This window comes from Rahnella sp. PD4 (genome assembly GCF_049199325.1).
In the GTDB taxonomy this organism is placed as follows: domain Bacteria; phylum Pseudomonadota; class Gammaproteobacteria; order Enterobacterales; family Enterobacteriaceae; genus Rahnella; species Rahnella perminowiae.
This window is the reverse complement of the sequence record NZ_JBLZQF010000002.1, coordinates 813,906-827,621: the sequence shown is the minus strand read 5'-3', so window position 1 is coordinate 827,621 and position 13,716 is coordinate 813,906. Positions and strand designations below refer to the sequence as shown.

Annotated in this window: 13 protein-coding genes; 6 read left to right on the top strand and 7 right to left on the bottom strand. The window is 50.5% G+C overall.

Features of this window, described 5'->3' with window-relative positions; translation table 11 throughout:
• Nucleotides 1-46: 46 nt before the first annotated feature.
• Together ACOZIO_RS08400 and ACOZIO_RS08395 are read right to left on the bottom strand one after the other, a co-directional pair.
• Nucleotides 47-319 carry a hypothetical protein gene (locus ACOZIO_RS08400; RefSeq protein WP_129955095.1) on the bottom strand — a complete coding sequence of 91 codons (273 nt, stop codon included), beginning with the start codon at nt 317-319 and terminating at the stop codon, nt 47-49.
• Nucleotides 320-409: 90 nt separating this feature from the next.
• Nucleotides 410-1,135, bottom strand: coding sequence for a DUF3053 domain-containing protein (locus tag ACOZIO_RS08395; protein WP_238483361.1), 726 nt, complete (start codon nt 1,133-1,135; stop codon nt 410-412).
• A gap of 182 nt (nt 1,136-1,317) precedes the next feature.
• On the opposite strand from ACOZIO_RS08395, the gene ACOZIO_RS08390 reads away from it, so the two are divergent.
• Together ACOZIO_RS08390 and cspE are read left to right on the top strand one after the other, a co-directional pair.
• The gene (locus ACOZIO_RS08390; RefSeq protein WP_217220932.1) at nt 1,318-2,373 is read left to right on the top strand and encodes a DUF1615 domain-containing protein; all 1,056 of its coding nucleotides are present in this window, start codon (nt 1,318-1,320) and stop codon (nt 2,371-2,373) included.
• 352 nt (nt 2,374-2,725) lie between these two features.
• Nucleotides 2,726-2,938 (top strand): transcription antiterminator/RNA stability regulator CspE, encoded by a 213-nt coding sequence (gene cspE, locus ACOZIO_RS08385; RefSeq protein ID WP_013574336.1) that lies wholly within the window; start codon nt 2,726-2,728, stop codon nt 2,936-2,938.
• Nucleotides 2,939-3,581: 643 nt separating this feature from the next.
• On the opposite strand, the gene ACOZIO_RS08380 is transcribed toward cspE, so the two are convergent.
• Nucleotides 3,582-3,719 (bottom strand): hypothetical protein, encoded by a 138-nt coding sequence (locus ACOZIO_RS08380; protein WP_165383765.1) that lies wholly within the window; start codon nt 3,717-3,719, stop codon nt 3,582-3,584.
• A gap of 675 nt (nt 3,720-4,394) precedes the next feature.
• Between ACOZIO_RS08380 and ACOZIO_RS08375 the strand changes: the two genes are divergently transcribed.
• Nucleotides 4,395-5,732, top strand: coding sequence for an MFS transporter (locus tag ACOZIO_RS08375; RefSeq protein ID WP_129955098.1), 1,338 nt, complete (start codon nt 4,395-4,397; stop codon nt 5,730-5,732).
• Nucleotides 5,725-7,071, top strand: a complete 1,347-nt coding sequence (locus tag ACOZIO_RS08370) for an enolase C-terminal domain-like protein (RefSeq protein ID WP_217137873.1) — start codon at nt 5,725-5,727, stop codon at nt 7,069-7,071. Before ACOZIO_RS08375 ends, ACOZIO_RS08370 begins: the two co-directional genes overlap by 8 nt.
• 52 nt (nt 7,072-7,123) lie before the next feature.
• Here the strand turns inward: ACOZIO_RS08370 and ACOZIO_RS08365 are convergent, their stop codons facing one another.
• From ACOZIO_RS08365 to ACOZIO_RS08355, 3 genes are all read right to left on the bottom strand, one after another.
• Nucleotides 7,124-7,327 (bottom strand): hypothetical protein, encoded by a 204-nt coding sequence (locus tag ACOZIO_RS08365; protein ID WP_129955100.1) that lies wholly within the window; start codon nt 7,325-7,327, stop codon nt 7,124-7,126.
• Between the two features lie 135 nt (nt 7,328-7,462).
• Nucleotides 7,463-8,713: an L-lactate MFS transporter gene (locus tag ACOZIO_RS08360; protein WP_258453744.1), complete on the bottom strand. Its 1,251-nt coding sequence runs from the start codon at nt 8,711-8,713 to the stop codon at nt 7,463-7,465.
• Between the two features lie 365 nt (nt 8,714-9,078).
• Nucleotides 9,079-9,855, bottom strand: coding sequence for an alpha/beta fold hydrolase (locus tag ACOZIO_RS08355; protein WP_129955102.1), 777 nt, complete (start codon nt 9,853-9,855; stop codon nt 9,079-9,081).
• Between the two features lie 193 nt (nt 9,856-10,048).
• Here ACOZIO_RS08355 and ACOZIO_RS08350 point away from each other — a divergent pair, with 193 nt between their 5' ends.
• A complete protein-coding gene (locus ACOZIO_RS08350; protein ID WP_235173780.1) occupies nt 10,049-10,447 on the top strand; it encodes a hypothetical protein in 399 nt (132 codons plus the stop codon).
• 207 nt (nt 10,448-10,654) lie between these two features.
• On the top strand, nt 10,655-12,601 hold the full coding sequence (gene mrdA / locus ACOZIO_RS08345) for a penicillin-binding protein 2 (RefSeq protein WP_129955103.1): 1,947 nt from the start codon (nt 10,655-10,657) through the stop codon (nt 12,599-12,601).
• Nucleotides 12,602-12,823: 222 nt separating this feature from the next.
• Here mrdA and ACOZIO_RS08340 read toward each other — a convergent pair whose 3' ends face one another.
• The gene (locus ACOZIO_RS08340) at nt 12,824-13,546 is read right to left on the bottom strand and encodes a hypothetical protein (RefSeq protein WP_129955104.1); all 723 of its coding nucleotides are present in this window, start codon (nt 13,544-13,546) and stop codon (nt 12,824-12,826) included.
• Nucleotides 13,547-13,716 lie beyond the last annotated feature (170 nt).

Genomic DNA, 13,716 nt, shown 5'->3' with positions numbered 1-13,716 from the left:
GGCTCAATGGGGAGAAAAGGCTCAGGCACCGTGCCTGAGCTTATTTTTAGCGGGAACCCGGCAGCAGGGATTCCGTGCATTTGAAGACGTCTTCGCGGAATTTTCGTGAGGCGTCATCCAGATCAGCCTGGTTGGCGACATCTGCACGGTTGGCTTCCAGCGCCTGATTGACGGCGAGGGTGAAGGCATTTTCCTGGCTGGCATTAAGCACATTACCCACGCTGCCGAACAGCAGACGCATGGCGGAAATCTGCACCAGGAGCTCACGGTTTACGCGCTCAAGCTGGTCAACACGTTTGTTCAGGGTTTCATCACTCATAGGTGTCTCCTTATTTAATTGCCGCACACCATAACAAAAGCACTGCCATGAAAAAACCGTCTTACGGTGGCGGAGGCTTTGCCTGACGGATTAACGCACCATTTGCTGCATCTGACGGCTGAGTTGCATCAGTTGTGCATTCAGCGGCACCAGCTGTTGCTGAATGGCATTGTATTTATCCAGCTGCTTCTGGTTGGCGAATTGCAGACGATTGCCGGTGATGGTGACATTTTTACCCTGATTTTTGATGAAGTCGGCTTTCGCCACAATCAGGTTCAACACCTGCGGCAATAAATCGAATACCTGTTCCGTGATTTGTGTCGGTTTAACGATGGTTTTCTCGTAGGCCTGATCATAAATCTTCTTCAGGTCATCTGGCTGTTTCAGTGCCGCATGCCGGGTATCGGCCTGGGTTTTGAGCAGCACAATTTTTTCTTTCCATTTTTCACTGCTGTCAGCCATTTTCTTCAGATCATCGCGTTGTTCCAGCAGATTACTGACGCTGTTTACGCCGTTCATGCCGGCAAAAACAGGTACCAGCGAAGAATCCAGTTCGATATTCATCTGATGATGAAAACCGGTGATGATCGCGTAATCTTGGGTGTAATCGCCAAACTGTTTTTTCTGCGCTTCGGTCAGTTGCGGGACGGCCAGTGCGGGTTTATCGAGGATCCGCGACTGAAGAAAATCTATAAAAGCTTTGCGTTGCGCGGGTTCTTTATCACCGCAGCCGCTGAGGGCAAACATCATCAGCAACAACATAAAAGGCAGCAAAAATACGCGGTGGAAAGCCTGAGAGCGGGGCGCTGAATGCATAATTTCCGTGTTCCTTTATCTCCATCATCAGAGTCTTAACCTTAACGCATAAAGATAATTTTTTGCTAGATCGGTATAGCTATCTTCGCTAACGTCACCCTCAGAGTCATTTATTCAGGGAATGTATAACTTTGAAGCAAAAGTCATTTTCGATAAAACAGTTCGCGCCCGCGCTGGCCATAATGATCCTGGCCGGATGTACATCGACGAAAAAAAGCGAAACGCCGGTGCAAAATCCGCATGATGTGAAAGCGGATATTGTGAGGCTGATGCCAGCATCGGCCCCTGACAGAAAAGGTTGGGCGACTGATATTACGGCCGCTTTTACGACGCAGGGCATCCCGGCGACGACCGAAAACATCTGTTCCGTGCTGGCGGTGGCGCAACAGGAATCCAATTTCAACGCCGATGCGCCGGTGCCGGGATTAGGCAAAATTGCCTGGAAAGAGATTGACCGGCGCGCCGATGCGGTTCATGTGCCTAATTTCCTGGTGCACACAGCGCTGTTGCTGAAATCCCCGAACGGAAAATCCTACAGTGAGCGGCTGGATAACGTAAAAACCGAGAAACAGCTGAGCGCTATTTTTGATGATTTTATTGATATGGTGCCGATGGGACAGAAGCTGTTCGGTAATTTGAATCCGGTGCATACCGGCGGGCCGATGCAGGTCAGCATCGCGTTTGCCGAGCAAAACGCCAAAGGCTACCCGTATAAAATCGACGGTTCGATCCGCAACGAAGTGTTCAGCCGCCGTGGCGGTGTGTATTTTGGCGTCAGACACCTGTTGGGATATCCGGCGAATTACACGCAACCGTTGTACCGCTTTGCCGATTTTAATGCCGGTTGGTATGCCAGCCGTAACGCCGCGTTTCAGAGCGCGGTAAGTAAAATATCGGGCATTCCGCTGGCACTGGACGGTGACCTGATTAACTACGGCACGGATAAACCGGGCGGCACAGAGCTGGCGGTACGCACACTGAGCAAACGTCTGGACATCAGCAATTCGGCCATCCGTAAGGCCCTGGAGAAGGGAGAGCAACTGGGGTTTGAAGATACCCGGCTCTATAAGCAGGTCTTTGCGCTGGCAGATAAAACCACCGGCAAACGTCAGCCGCGCGAAATGCTGCCGGGTATCACGCTGGAAAGTCCGAAGATTACCCGCAAGCTGACCACCGCCTGGTTTGCCAAACGGGTGGACGGCCGCCGCGCAGATTGTATGAAAAGAGCGGGAGGATAAGGTTTAAAGCCTGCCGGAGCAGGGTGGGCTTTCTCATTATTTAATCGGACTACAGCCGTTGTCACGGGCGGCCTGAGCGTTATTTTCCCCTGGAATAAAAACACCGCTAATATCATTGTGTTGAAATAAAAGCTTGCTTAATAAATCCGGCTGTGTGTAAATAGCGTCAACGGTTTGTGGTTAAGACCTATTTATGTAAGACATTTTAGTAAAGCAGTTCCTGGTTCAAGTGATATAGCAAATCCTTTCTCCGACGAATTTCCTTCTCTGATGCATCCATAAGTATTTCAAATAAAAACAGACCTATATTGCCCTATGGCATCATAAAATAAAAACGAAGAAGGTATTTCCTATGTCTAATAAAATGACTGGTTTAGTAAAATGGTTTGACGCTGGTAAAGGTTTCGGTTTCATCTCCCCTGCAGACGGCAGCAAAGACGTGTTCGTTCACTTCTCTGCAATCCAGAGCAATGATTTCAAAACCCTGGACGAAGGTCAGAACGTTGAGTTCACCATCGAAAATGGTCAGAAAGGCCCATCAGCGGGTAACGTTGTCGTTCTGTAATGTCGCCTGATATTGAAGGCAAACACTCTGCAATAGCGAAGATGGGTTAAACCCGGAGCAGCCAGAATAATTGTTTCAATATCGACATTATTAATGACAAAAATAAACCCTGGCCAACGCCGGGGTTTATTATTTATTAAGCTTCTGAATTTATTTCTGGAGCCATAACAGAAAAGCCGGTTGAATTATTATTCCCCCCCAGTCGTTTTTTCTGTTATGAAAAGGTCGTGCTCAGGCCGCGCAATGTCGGAGTGTTCGATGGACGCTTGCGCCATAATATGACGGCCGGGAAAGCACCGGCACTTCTTCCCTTCATACTTTAAGCCGCAGATGCGTTGGCCGCACTCAGTCACCCGAATCACTTACATAAGTAAGCTCATCGGGACTCCTTCTCTTGCCGCCTTCCTGCAACTCGAATTATTCGTGAATAAGAGCAAATCGCTCATCTTCCCAAATCCCAAATCCCCATTGATGCCTTTGCCGGAAAACAGGCAAAAAAAAGCCCGCACGCGGCGGGCAAAATAACAGGGTTCTACAGGGGTATTACACAGGGACATCACACAACATTTGATGGATTTAAGATACCAAACCTTGTGTATGGTTTTGTCATCACCCGGTAAGGTTAATCCAGCAGATGTAAGCCTTATTTGTCCGCATAATGCGTAATCACCTGATCAATTTTGGCGTCCGCCAGCGCAATTCCTTTCTGTATCAACGACTCTGAACCGATGCCTGCCAGCACGATAACGACGGCAACAATCATTAATCCTTTGTATGTCATGGCTTGCCCTTTCGCATTTCTCAATCAATAGCAGCATTATGCGACGATACTCACGGTATCGCCACAAAGCAGGGGAAAACGCAGGGAAAGATGTTATGCGCCTAAATGGCCGACGGTGAAATAAGTTACCAGACCAACGATAACCAGCAGCGCGATGGCGGCTGCAGTATAGAGAATGATGCGCTTCGGGCTGTAAAATGCCATGAAATGTCCTTATTTATCCGTCGTCAATGCTGCTTCATCCGCGAAGTTCCATCATCAAAGCCATCACATAACCGATGCCGACGGAACCTCCCGCCATCATTAGCCAAAAAGCAGTTGCCTTCATGTCACACTCCTTGTGCGGGACGGTATGTCCCAACAATTTGTCAGAGAATAAAATTATAACAATCATATAATCCGTATGGATAAATAAGTGTTCTTATTTTAAGCAATCCGTCTGGAAATCCCTTTCTGAACTGTGAAGTTCCTCGCTAATCTGTCTAAAAGCAATGATGAAGCTGAGCGGGGGGTTGTGCTTATGCACATCGTTTAATGCATTGATAATATGCAATAACTGTGTGAGTTATTCCTTGCTGGTGATCAAAGCTTGGGCGGCTGCACAATGGCAAATCCCGGTGTTCCCATCTTACTTAGTGTTGCAGTTGTTCATAATTTCAACGCTAAGGGAACACCATGAACGGTCATGAAAACAAAGCGGTACGCAGTGCAAACCGCAAATTCTTTGCCCGCACCATTCCTATGCTCATCCTGATGTTGATCATTAATCAAATCGACCGCACCAACGTGGGCTTTATCAAACACAGCCTTGAAACTGACGTGGGCATCAGTACCGCCGCGTTTGGTTTCGGTGCCGGGTTGTTCTTCGTCGGCTACGCGCTGTTTGAGATCCCCAGCAATATGCTGATGGACAAGTATGGTGCGCGCGTCTGGCTGACACGCATCATGATCACCTGGGGTGCGGTAGTTTTTGCCATGGGCTTTGTCACGACACCGATGCAATTCTACGTGCTGCGGTTTTTGCTCGGCGTCGCCGAAGCCGGTTTCTTCCCGGGGATCCTGTTTTACTTTCGTAAATGGGTGCCGAATATTTACCGCGGCCGTGCCACGGCTTTGATCCTCACCGGTTCGGCGGCGGCATATTTGCTTTCCGGTCCGGTTACCGGCGGCTTGCTGGAACTGCATGACTTTATGGGATTGCCCGGCTGGCAGTGGGTGCTGTTTATTGAAGGTGCACTGTCGGTGCTGGTCGGGATCGTGGCGGCATTCTTTCTGGTGTCGAAACCTGAAGAGGCAAAATGGCTGACTGACGAGGAAAAACTGGCACTGAGTACGGCGCTGAACACGGAATCCAGTTCGCGTGATTTACATACACAGGGGCAGTCGCGGTGGAAGCTGATCACTGACGGGAAAATGGCGTATCTGTGTTTTCTGTTCTTTGTGATGTGTATGACCGGTTACACGCTGGTGTTCTGGCAGCCGGAGATCATCGGACGTATTCCGGGGCTGTCCCCTTTCCAGATTGGCATGCTGAATTCCGTGCCGTGGATTTGTGCGATTATCGCTATCAATATTCTTGGTCGCGTCAGCGACCGTTTCCGCGGCAGTCGTGAAACCATTCTGGCGCTGGCGCTGATTGTGGCGGCGGTCGGCACCTGTCTGTGCACTGTCGGCAGTCCGTGGTTTGGCTTGTTTGCACTGTGTGTGGTGTGTATCGGGACAAAATCCAGTGCCGTGTTGTTCTGGCCGATCCCGCAAAGCCAGTTGCCGTCATCGATCGTGGCGCCGGGGATTGCGCTGATCAATTCTCTTGGCAATCTTGGCGGTTTCTTCGCACCGGCGGTGTTTGGCTATCTGCAACAAACCACCGGCAGCACCACGGCGGGCTTGTATATCCTCAGCGGGATTTCAGTTTTTGCCGCTATCACACTGTTCTTCACCAAAACTCATCGCACCCCAACTCAACCCGAATATCACGCCCCGCAGGGAATGGAGCCAAAACATCATGTCTGATACGCCAAAAATTGTCGAAATGCAGGTCATTCCGGTTGCCGGTTACGACAGTATGCTGCTGAACATTGCCGGTGCGCATCACTGCTATTTCACCCGTATTTTGCTGGTGCTCAAGGACAATGCCGGGCATACCGGCGTGGGGGAAGCGCCCGCCACCGGTGTGGTGCTGAAGATCCTCACGGATGCCATCCCGCATATCGTCGGGCAGGAAATTGGCATCATGAATCAGCTGGTCAGTGATTTACACAAACGCGATCTGGAGGAAAACCGCCAGCCGAAGCCTGTGTTGCCGGGTTTCCGTCCGTGGGATCTCGAACGTCATCATAATGCTGTTGCGGTGCTGGAAACCGCACTGCTGGATCTGATGGGACAGTTTCTCAATCAGCCAGTCGCGCAACTGCTCGGGCCTGGTAAACAGCGCGATGAAGTTCCGGTGCTTGGTTATCTGTTTTATATCGCTGACAGGCAGAAAACCGATCTGGAATATCAGGACGGAAAGCGGCAGGAGGGGCAGCATCCGTGGTACCACCTGCGCCATCAGGAGGCGATGAGCCACGACAAGGTAGTACAACTGGCGGAAGCGGCGCAGGATAAATACGGCTTTAAAGATTTCAAACTCAAGGGCGGTGTACTGGCAGGCGAAGTCGAAATTGAAACGGTAAGGGCGCTGAAAAAACGCTTTCCGCAGGCACGGATCACGGTGGATCCGAATGCGTCCTGGTCGCTGGATCAGGCGATTTCGCTGTGCAAAGACATGCACGGGATTTTGTCTTACGTGGAAGATCCGTGCGGCGCAGAGCAGGGGTTTTCCGGGCGCGAAACGCTGGCGGAATTTAAGCGCGCCACCGGATTACCGGTCGCGACCAATATGATTGCTAACGACTGGCGGCAGATGAGCCATGCGCTGCAACTGAATGCGATCGATATCCCGCTGGCTGATCCCCATTACTGGTCGATGCGCGGGGCGAATATTATCGGTACGTTATGCAATGCGTGGGGGCTGACGCTTGGCTGTCATTCGAATAATCATTTTGATGTATCGCTGGCGATGCTGGCGCATCTCGGAGCCGCCGCGCCCGGTGAAATCACCCCATTCGATACGCACTGGATCTGGCAGGAAGGTCAACATCTGACCAAAAATCCGTTACAGATTAAAGACGGTAAACTGGCGCTGAATGAACTGCCGGGGCTGGGCGTTGAACTGGATATGGATGCGGTCGGCATTGCCCATCAGCGTTACAACAACCTGCGGCACAAAGATCGCGATGATGCGATCGCCATGCAGTATCTGATCCGCGGATGGGCGTTTGACGGCAAGCGCGCCACACTGGTTCGCTGACGTCAGGCTGACCGGCGTGGGGTTACGGCCGGTATTTTCGCTTTCAAAAAGATTACTTCAGATAGTCGGTGCTGGCGTTCAGTTTGGTATGTGCGCCTGCATCGATCGTCGTGGACGGTCTGGTGCCGCTTTCGCTGGCTTTACGGTTCAGTTCGGAAGCCACTTCCTGTGCGCTGGAAGGATAAGCCTGAGCCAAACTGTTGAAAGTGGTCATGGCTATCATCAGGCCAAAAAGAGCGAGGGTGGTGCGTTTCATTTTGCGGGTGTCCGGTCTGTTCACATTTTGTCATAAGGGGGTGTGATTCAGCGGCCGATTTTATATGCTTTATTCATAAGAAACGGGAGCAAATTGTGCTCCCGTTCATCATTTATGCTGCGCTCAGCTGCTGTGTTACACGTGCTGGAGCGTATTATGCGCTTCTTGTGACTTATTCGGTAAGCGAATCGTGGCAGAAAGAACCAATGACACAATCAATAATGCGGTGATGATGCTGAAGGTCACTGCGAAACCACCAAACAGAGAAGCCACCAGGGAAGCAAAGATGCTGCCGATACCGAAGCCCAGATACAGCAGGCCGTAGTTTTTGGTCATGTTGTTCAGGCCGAAGAAATCGCTGACCAGTGACGGATAAACGGTGATAGTACCGCCGAAGCTGAAAGCGACGCAGGCCACGGAGAGGAAGAACATCATTTCGTTCATCTGGGTGAACAGCATCATGCTCATACCCGCCAGTGAAACAATCTGTGCAATAGAGATAACGCGGATACGCTGCATTTTATCAGACAATACACCCAGCACCAGACGACCGCTCAGGTTGGCAATCGCAATCACGGTCACGGCGTTAGCCGCCGTCAGCGCATCCAGTTTGACCAGGCTCTGACCGATATCTTTCGCCACACCAATCACATACAAACCGCTCATGCAGGCGGTCAGGAACATCAGCGCCAGCATCCAGTATTGCGGCGCACGAATCGCTTCGGCCAGCGTGAAATCACGGCTGTCGTTGCTGTTGTCATTCAGACTATTTTCTTCGCGGGTTACGGCGGCCGTTTCTTGTTTCGGTGCATCTTTCATCATCAGTGCGCCGGCAATCACCATGACCATCGCCACACCGCCCCAGATCATAAAGGTGCTTTGCAGACCTTCTGTCGCCAGCAGGTGACCGCAGACAAATTTAAATAACAGGCTGCCCAGGCCGTAAGCACCGATTGAACAGGCTGAAATCATCCCCTTACGTTCAGGGAACCATTTCACACAGTTAGTCAGGGTCAGCAGATAACCGGCACCGTCCGCCAGACCGACCAGCACACCTGCGCTGATGTACAGCATGATGACGTTATCGGAATGCGCGGTCAGTGCGAAGCCGGCAGCCATCAGTAAACCGGCGGCGATGGTGACGGTACGCACACCAAAACGTTCCTGAAGTTTACCCGCAACGGAAGAGGCGAGAGCCAGACACAGGCTCAGGATACCGAAAGTCAGCGCTACGCGGCTGATCGGTTCGCCGAGTTTTTCAGACAACTGACCGTTAAACAGACTCCAGGTATAAACGGAACCCAGCGCCAGCTGAGTAAGAATAGTACCGGCCAGTGTGAGCCAGCGGGTACGGTTGTTGTTCTGCATGCCAGATTTGTCACTCATAGTGGGTTCTCCCGAGCGAAGTAGATTCAATTAACTGTGGCTATGATAAGTCTGCTGAATGGATGCGGATGATTTGTGGCGTGAGATGCATGAGTTGCGGAATGAAATGCATCCATGACGGCATGAGTCGCCATTTTCGGGCTAAATTCATCCCAAAATTGGACTTAAAGCACCGCTGCAGGCCTTGCGGGACGCGGGTTTTAGTTGATCTGGATCACTAATCCGTCATTTAGTTTTTTCGGGCAGGGTAACAAACTTTTTTGGAAGGCATTGTTGTGCCGTCGGAGACGTCCGGCTCGGGAGATTTAAATGATTACGCTGTAAAAACGAGCCGTTTTGGCTCGTTTTCGTTTCTATGCTCTGACCTACAATGCCCCGGCATTCAGCGCAGCATTAATCGCAGCCGCGACGCCGGTCGGGTTTTCCCACATCATTGAGTGACCGGCTTGCGGCACAATGGCGGTCTGAATACCCTGTTGCGGCAGAACGGCGACATCCGGTTCAGGCAGTGAAAATTCACCAAACAGTACCGTCGCAGGCATTTCCAGCTGATAAAGCTGTTCGCGCCATGATACCGCTTCACCTCTGACCAGCCCGGTTGCCTGACGGTGGATAGCCAGCGGCGAGGCGATGCCCATACACCCTGCCCAAATGTGATCGTTACCGCGTACTGCGACATTAATCAGGTGTGCATGGCCCTCGCGCAGATACTCTTCTTCTGAGTACTGAGCAACCGCGCGGCTGAAGGTGCCACCGCCGGCATCCAGATTTGGCTCGGCGACAATCAGACGCTGGATCAGATCAGGACGTTGCGCTGCCACCATAATGGCGATGCTGCCGCCCATGCTGTGACCGATTAAATTGACTTGCGGCACACTCAGACTCTCCAGCCAGGCAATCACACAATCAGTATGCGCCTGCAGGCTGTAGCTGAAATTATCGGGTTTATCGCTGTAACCTGAACCGGCGAAATCCAACAGCAGCGAGCGTCGCGGACGCAGGAAGGCATCTGTCGCCACCCGGGGAAAATCGCATGAGGCCGCACAGCCCAGACCGTGTAAGAAAACCAGCGGGACGCCCAGCCCTGACAATTCATGGAAACGTAAATGCATTTCCGTACCGGGAACTTTGAACGATTTCATCTCAATCCTTTGTTAACAACTTAAATGCAATCTGCGGATTATAGGCAGGATCTTTCCAGGTGGCAGCACAAAAAACGAGTAAACGCGCTTCCCTGAACGGGGTTATCATAAATGATGGCGGATTTTAGTTAAGTCATTCAGCTTGCGAATATTTTTTTCGCGAGCGCTTTCTATCAGTCAGACAAGTGATAGCATGGAACTCTTGCTCACTTTATGGATTTATCTGATGGTCAGGTTAGGCAGTTATGTGGCGGTTTCCCTGGTGCTGGCGTCGTTTTCAGCATCTGCTGTCACTCAGTATCAATGTGTATTAACGCATCATACTCAGTCCGATGATGGCAACGATGTTTCTGAGGTCGTCAATAAAAATGCACAGGTTTATGACGCAGGTAACACGTTCAGTTTTTCTCCCGATGGGAGCAAAATGGTGACCAGCCCGGAACTGACGGACATCATTGGCAAAGACAATCAGCCAATGAAAGCCGGTGCGCAAGATAACCTCATGTATATTCACGTAAAAGACAGTTTTGTGGTCGCGACGCAAACTGAAGGTTATGTCTACGGCGATTGCAAAGTGAATACTGCGAAATAAAAAGCCCGGCCACCACATTTTCTGAATCCGGGGTGTTACGCCTGTCCGCAACGCCCTGCAATAAATAGAAACACTCCAGCCAGTTCATTAGCACACTTCTTATAGTCGCCTGTTGCCCGACGGGCTATTCTTGCGCACTTTTCCGGTATCCAGTTTTTTCATTTTCGCCCGCTTCAAGAAGCAGACAAAAAAGGTATTTGCCCGCTTATGGCCTTACTTAACGACGAAATCCGCGACCATACCGCCGAGTCCGTCCTTTTCGTTCGTCGTGCCGTGATCGCATTTCTGGTCGTGATCCTCCTGTCGTCTGCACTGGTGTTTAATCTGTATCACCTGCAGATAGGCATGCATGATTTTTACCAGACCCGCTCAAATCAGAATGACATCAAAATGCTGCCGATCGCACCCAGCCGCGGGTTGATCATGGATCGCAATGGTGTCGTGCTGGCGCAAAATATCACCCTGTATCAGATTGAAGTGATCCCGGGAAAAGTTCCTGATCTTAAAGCTACGCTAAATGCGCTGAAACCCATTGTCGGTCTGACGCAGGATGATCTGGACAGTTTTCATGATGCGATGATCCATGGACGACGCTTTGCGCAGATCCCGCTGAAACTGGCGCTCACGGATGTCGAAGTCGCACGCTTTTCCGTTAACCAGTTTGATTTTCCCGGCGTCTCCATCAGTACCTATCAGCAACGCCGTTATCCGTATGGCGCAGAACTGGCACATGTCGTGGGTTATGTTTCGAAGATAAACGATAAAGATGCCAAACGTCTTGAAGCAGAAGGTATCGCCGAGAATTACGCCGCTGATCACGATATCGGCAAGCAGGGCGTTGAAAAGTATTATGAAAATATTCTGCATGGCCGCACAGGTTATCAGGAAGTTGAAGTCGATAACCATGGTCATGTGGTGCGCTTACTGAAAGAGGTTCCGCCGCAGGCCGGGCAAAATATTTATCTGACGCTGGATCTGGATTTGCAGCAGTACATCGAAAAAGTGCTGAAAGGGCAGCGTGCGGCGGTGGTGGTGATGGATCCGCGTGACGGCGGGATCAAGGCAATGGTCTCCAGCCCGAGTTATGATCCGAACCCGTTTGTGAACGGCATTTCCAGTAAACAATACAGCGCGTTGCTGAAAAATCCGGATCTGCCGCTGATCAACCGTGTGACACAAGGGCTGTATCCGCCGGCTTCGACGGTGAAACCTTTTATGGCGACATCGGCGCTGTTTGAAGGCGTTATCACGCCACAAACCACTTTCTTCGGCGCGCCGACCTGGACGCTGCCGGGCACCACGCGCCATTACCGCGACTGGTTAAAAACCGGTCACGGTATGCTGAATGTGACCAAAGCTATCGAAGAATCTGCCGATACATTCTTCTATCAGGTGGCCTATGAAATGGGCATCGACCGTATCCATACCTGGCTGAGTAAATTTGGCTATGGTCAGTCGACCGGTATTGATCTGGATGAGCAATATAACGGTGTGCTGCCGAGCCGTGAGTGGAAAATGAAGGTTCACAAAAAAGGCTGGTTCCAGGGGGATACGGTTTCGGTAGGTATCGGCCAGGGTTACTGGGTGGCGACGCCGATTCAGATGGTACGGGCGCTGAGCGCACTGGTGAACAACGGCAAGCTGGAAACGCCCCATCTGCTGTATTCTGCAAAAAGTGGAAAAGTAGTTACCCCTTATAAGATGCCGCCAACGCAGCAAATTGCTGATCCAAAATCGCCGATCTGGGGCATCGTGAAGAACGGCATGTTCGGGATGGCTAATCTCCCGAACGGTACCGGCTATAAACTTTTCCATACCGCGCCTTATCAGATCGCGGCCAAATCCGGCACATCACAGGTATTTAGTTTGCGGGAGAATCAGGTCTATAACGCTAAAATGACGCCGGTACGTTTACGTGACCACATTTTCTATACTGCGTTTGCGCCTTATAAACATCCGACAGTGGTGATGGCGTTGATCATGGAAAATGGCGGCGGCGACGGCGTCGTAGCAGGGCCAACGGCGCGTGCGATCCTCGACCATATTTTCCTGCCGCCACAGGCGGCAATTTGTGATCCGGCGAAAGCGGATAATCCGGCTGACTGCGAACAGCCGGTACCGACACCCAATTCGCTGGGCTTTAGCGAGCATTGATGCCGGGCGTCGGATCACATCATCTTGCGTTATTAGATCGGCAAGGTGTGCAACTTGCTGATATCCCTGCCGTTAAACAGCGAAGCTGCGTTCTGGCGGCAGAGCGGGATTTCGTTTGAATAAGGGCCGGATACTCATCCTCAAATAATCAGTATCTTATAAAACCGGGTGTCATTGTTAGGGGACGACATCAGGGTATACCCCATACTTATCGATATTGACTCAAATTATCTCGTATTCTAACTGGTTGATTTCTGCCGCTTTAGCGGCGACTGCTTCGGGTGATTCCGCACAATAATCATACATATCGTTACTTTCTGTATGTTCGACAACCACTATTTTGCGCACCCGGATCCTTTGTGTTGCCGGCAGACCGGCATATATCTTAACTCCCGGGCGACCGATAATGAGCACTTCATTATGCGATTCAATATGGCGTTTTTTCTTATCTTCTGACAATAGTGTCTGAGGCGTCAGCAGTCGTTGATATCCTCCTTCACACCGGTAGTCGTCTTTACCTTCTCCGCGGAATATCGCACGACTAAGGGCTGAAGCATCGATAATCCTGCCACCGGCATAGCCATTTTTACGCCCGACGTGATTAGGAAACCAGACGTCAGTCGGATGCGTCCCCAGAATATTTTGTACCGGGACTTCCAGAATTAAGGCAGTGGCGCAATACATTCCGGTATACCGCTTGGTTTTGCTTAAGGGTTGGATATCTTTTAAGTCAACCAGCGAGGTGCTGATAATATCCCAACTGCTTAAAAGAGATTCGGCGCGTTGGTGGCAAAACGGACTCTCCGCGCCTTCAAAGGCATGAATCAGAACATAGTTTTTTGGCAGGGAACGCCAGTTGTTGAGTATTTTTTCTCTGTCCCCGGATAAATATTTAATATCCTGTTTTTTAATAAATGTAATTCCCGACTTTTTATGTGAAAACATACTGCCTCAGTGGTTTATTTTTAGGGTTATCCCCGAAATATAACACGTGATCCTTTTTGAATGGCTTAATACATAATTAAAAATAATTGGATTGTTAATAATTATTTGTTTTTGCTATGGTTTTGACAGTATTATCTGATGTGTTTTAGATGTTCTTATTTCCTGTGGGT

What these genes read in the sequence shown, in the direction of transcription:
- ACOZIO_RS08400 (WP_129955095.1), bottom strand. Translation starts at nt 319, where the DNA reads ATGAGTGATGAAACCCTGAACAAACGTGTTGACCAGCTTGAGCGCGTA.
- ACOZIO_RS08395 (WP_238483361.1), bottom strand. Translation starts at nt 1,135, where the DNA reads ATGCATTCAGCGCCCCGCTCTCAGGCTTTCCACCGCGTATTTTTGCTG.
- ACOZIO_RS08390 (WP_217220932.1), top strand. Translation starts at nt 1,318, where the DNA reads ATGATCCTGGCCGGATGTACATCGACGAAAAAAAGCGAAACGCCGGTG.
- cspE (WP_013574336.1), top strand. Translation starts at nt 2,726, where the DNA reads ATGTCTAATAAAATGACTGGTTTAGTAAAATGGTTTGACGCTGGTAAA.
- ACOZIO_RS08380 (WP_165383765.1), bottom strand. Translation starts at nt 3,719, where the DNA reads ATGACATACAAAGGATTAATGATTGTTGCCGTCGTTATCGTGCTGGCA.
- ACOZIO_RS08375 (WP_129955098.1), top strand. Translation starts at nt 4,395, where the DNA reads ATGAACGGTCATGAAAACAAAGCGGTACGCAGTGCAAACCGCAAATTC.
- ACOZIO_RS08370 (WP_217137873.1), top strand. Translation starts at nt 5,725, where the DNA reads ATGTCTGATACGCCAAAAATTGTCGAAATGCAGGTCATTCCGGTTGCC.
- ACOZIO_RS08365 (WP_129955100.1), bottom strand. Translation starts at nt 7,327, where the DNA reads ATGAAACGCACCACCCTCGCTCTTTTTGGCCTGATGATAGCCATGACC.
- ACOZIO_RS08360 (WP_258453744.1), bottom strand. Translation starts at nt 8,713, where the DNA reads ATGAGTGACAAATCTGGCATGCAGAACAACAACCGTACCCGCTGGCTC.
- ACOZIO_RS08355 (WP_129955102.1), bottom strand. Translation starts at nt 9,855, where the DNA reads ATGAAATCGTTCAAAGTTCCCGGTACGGAAATGCATTTACGTTTCCAT.
- ACOZIO_RS08350 (WP_235173780.1), top strand. Translation starts at nt 10,049, where the DNA reads ATGGAACTCTTGCTCACTTTATGGATTTATCTGATGGTCAGGTTAGGC.
- mrdA (WP_129955103.1), top strand. Translation starts at nt 10,655, where the DNA reads ATGGCCTTACTTAACGACGAAATCCGCGACCATACCGCCGAGTCCGTC.
- ACOZIO_RS08340 (WP_129955104.1), bottom strand. Translation starts at nt 13,546, where the DNA reads ATGTTTTCACATAAAAAGTCGGGAATTACATTTATTAAAAAACAGGAT.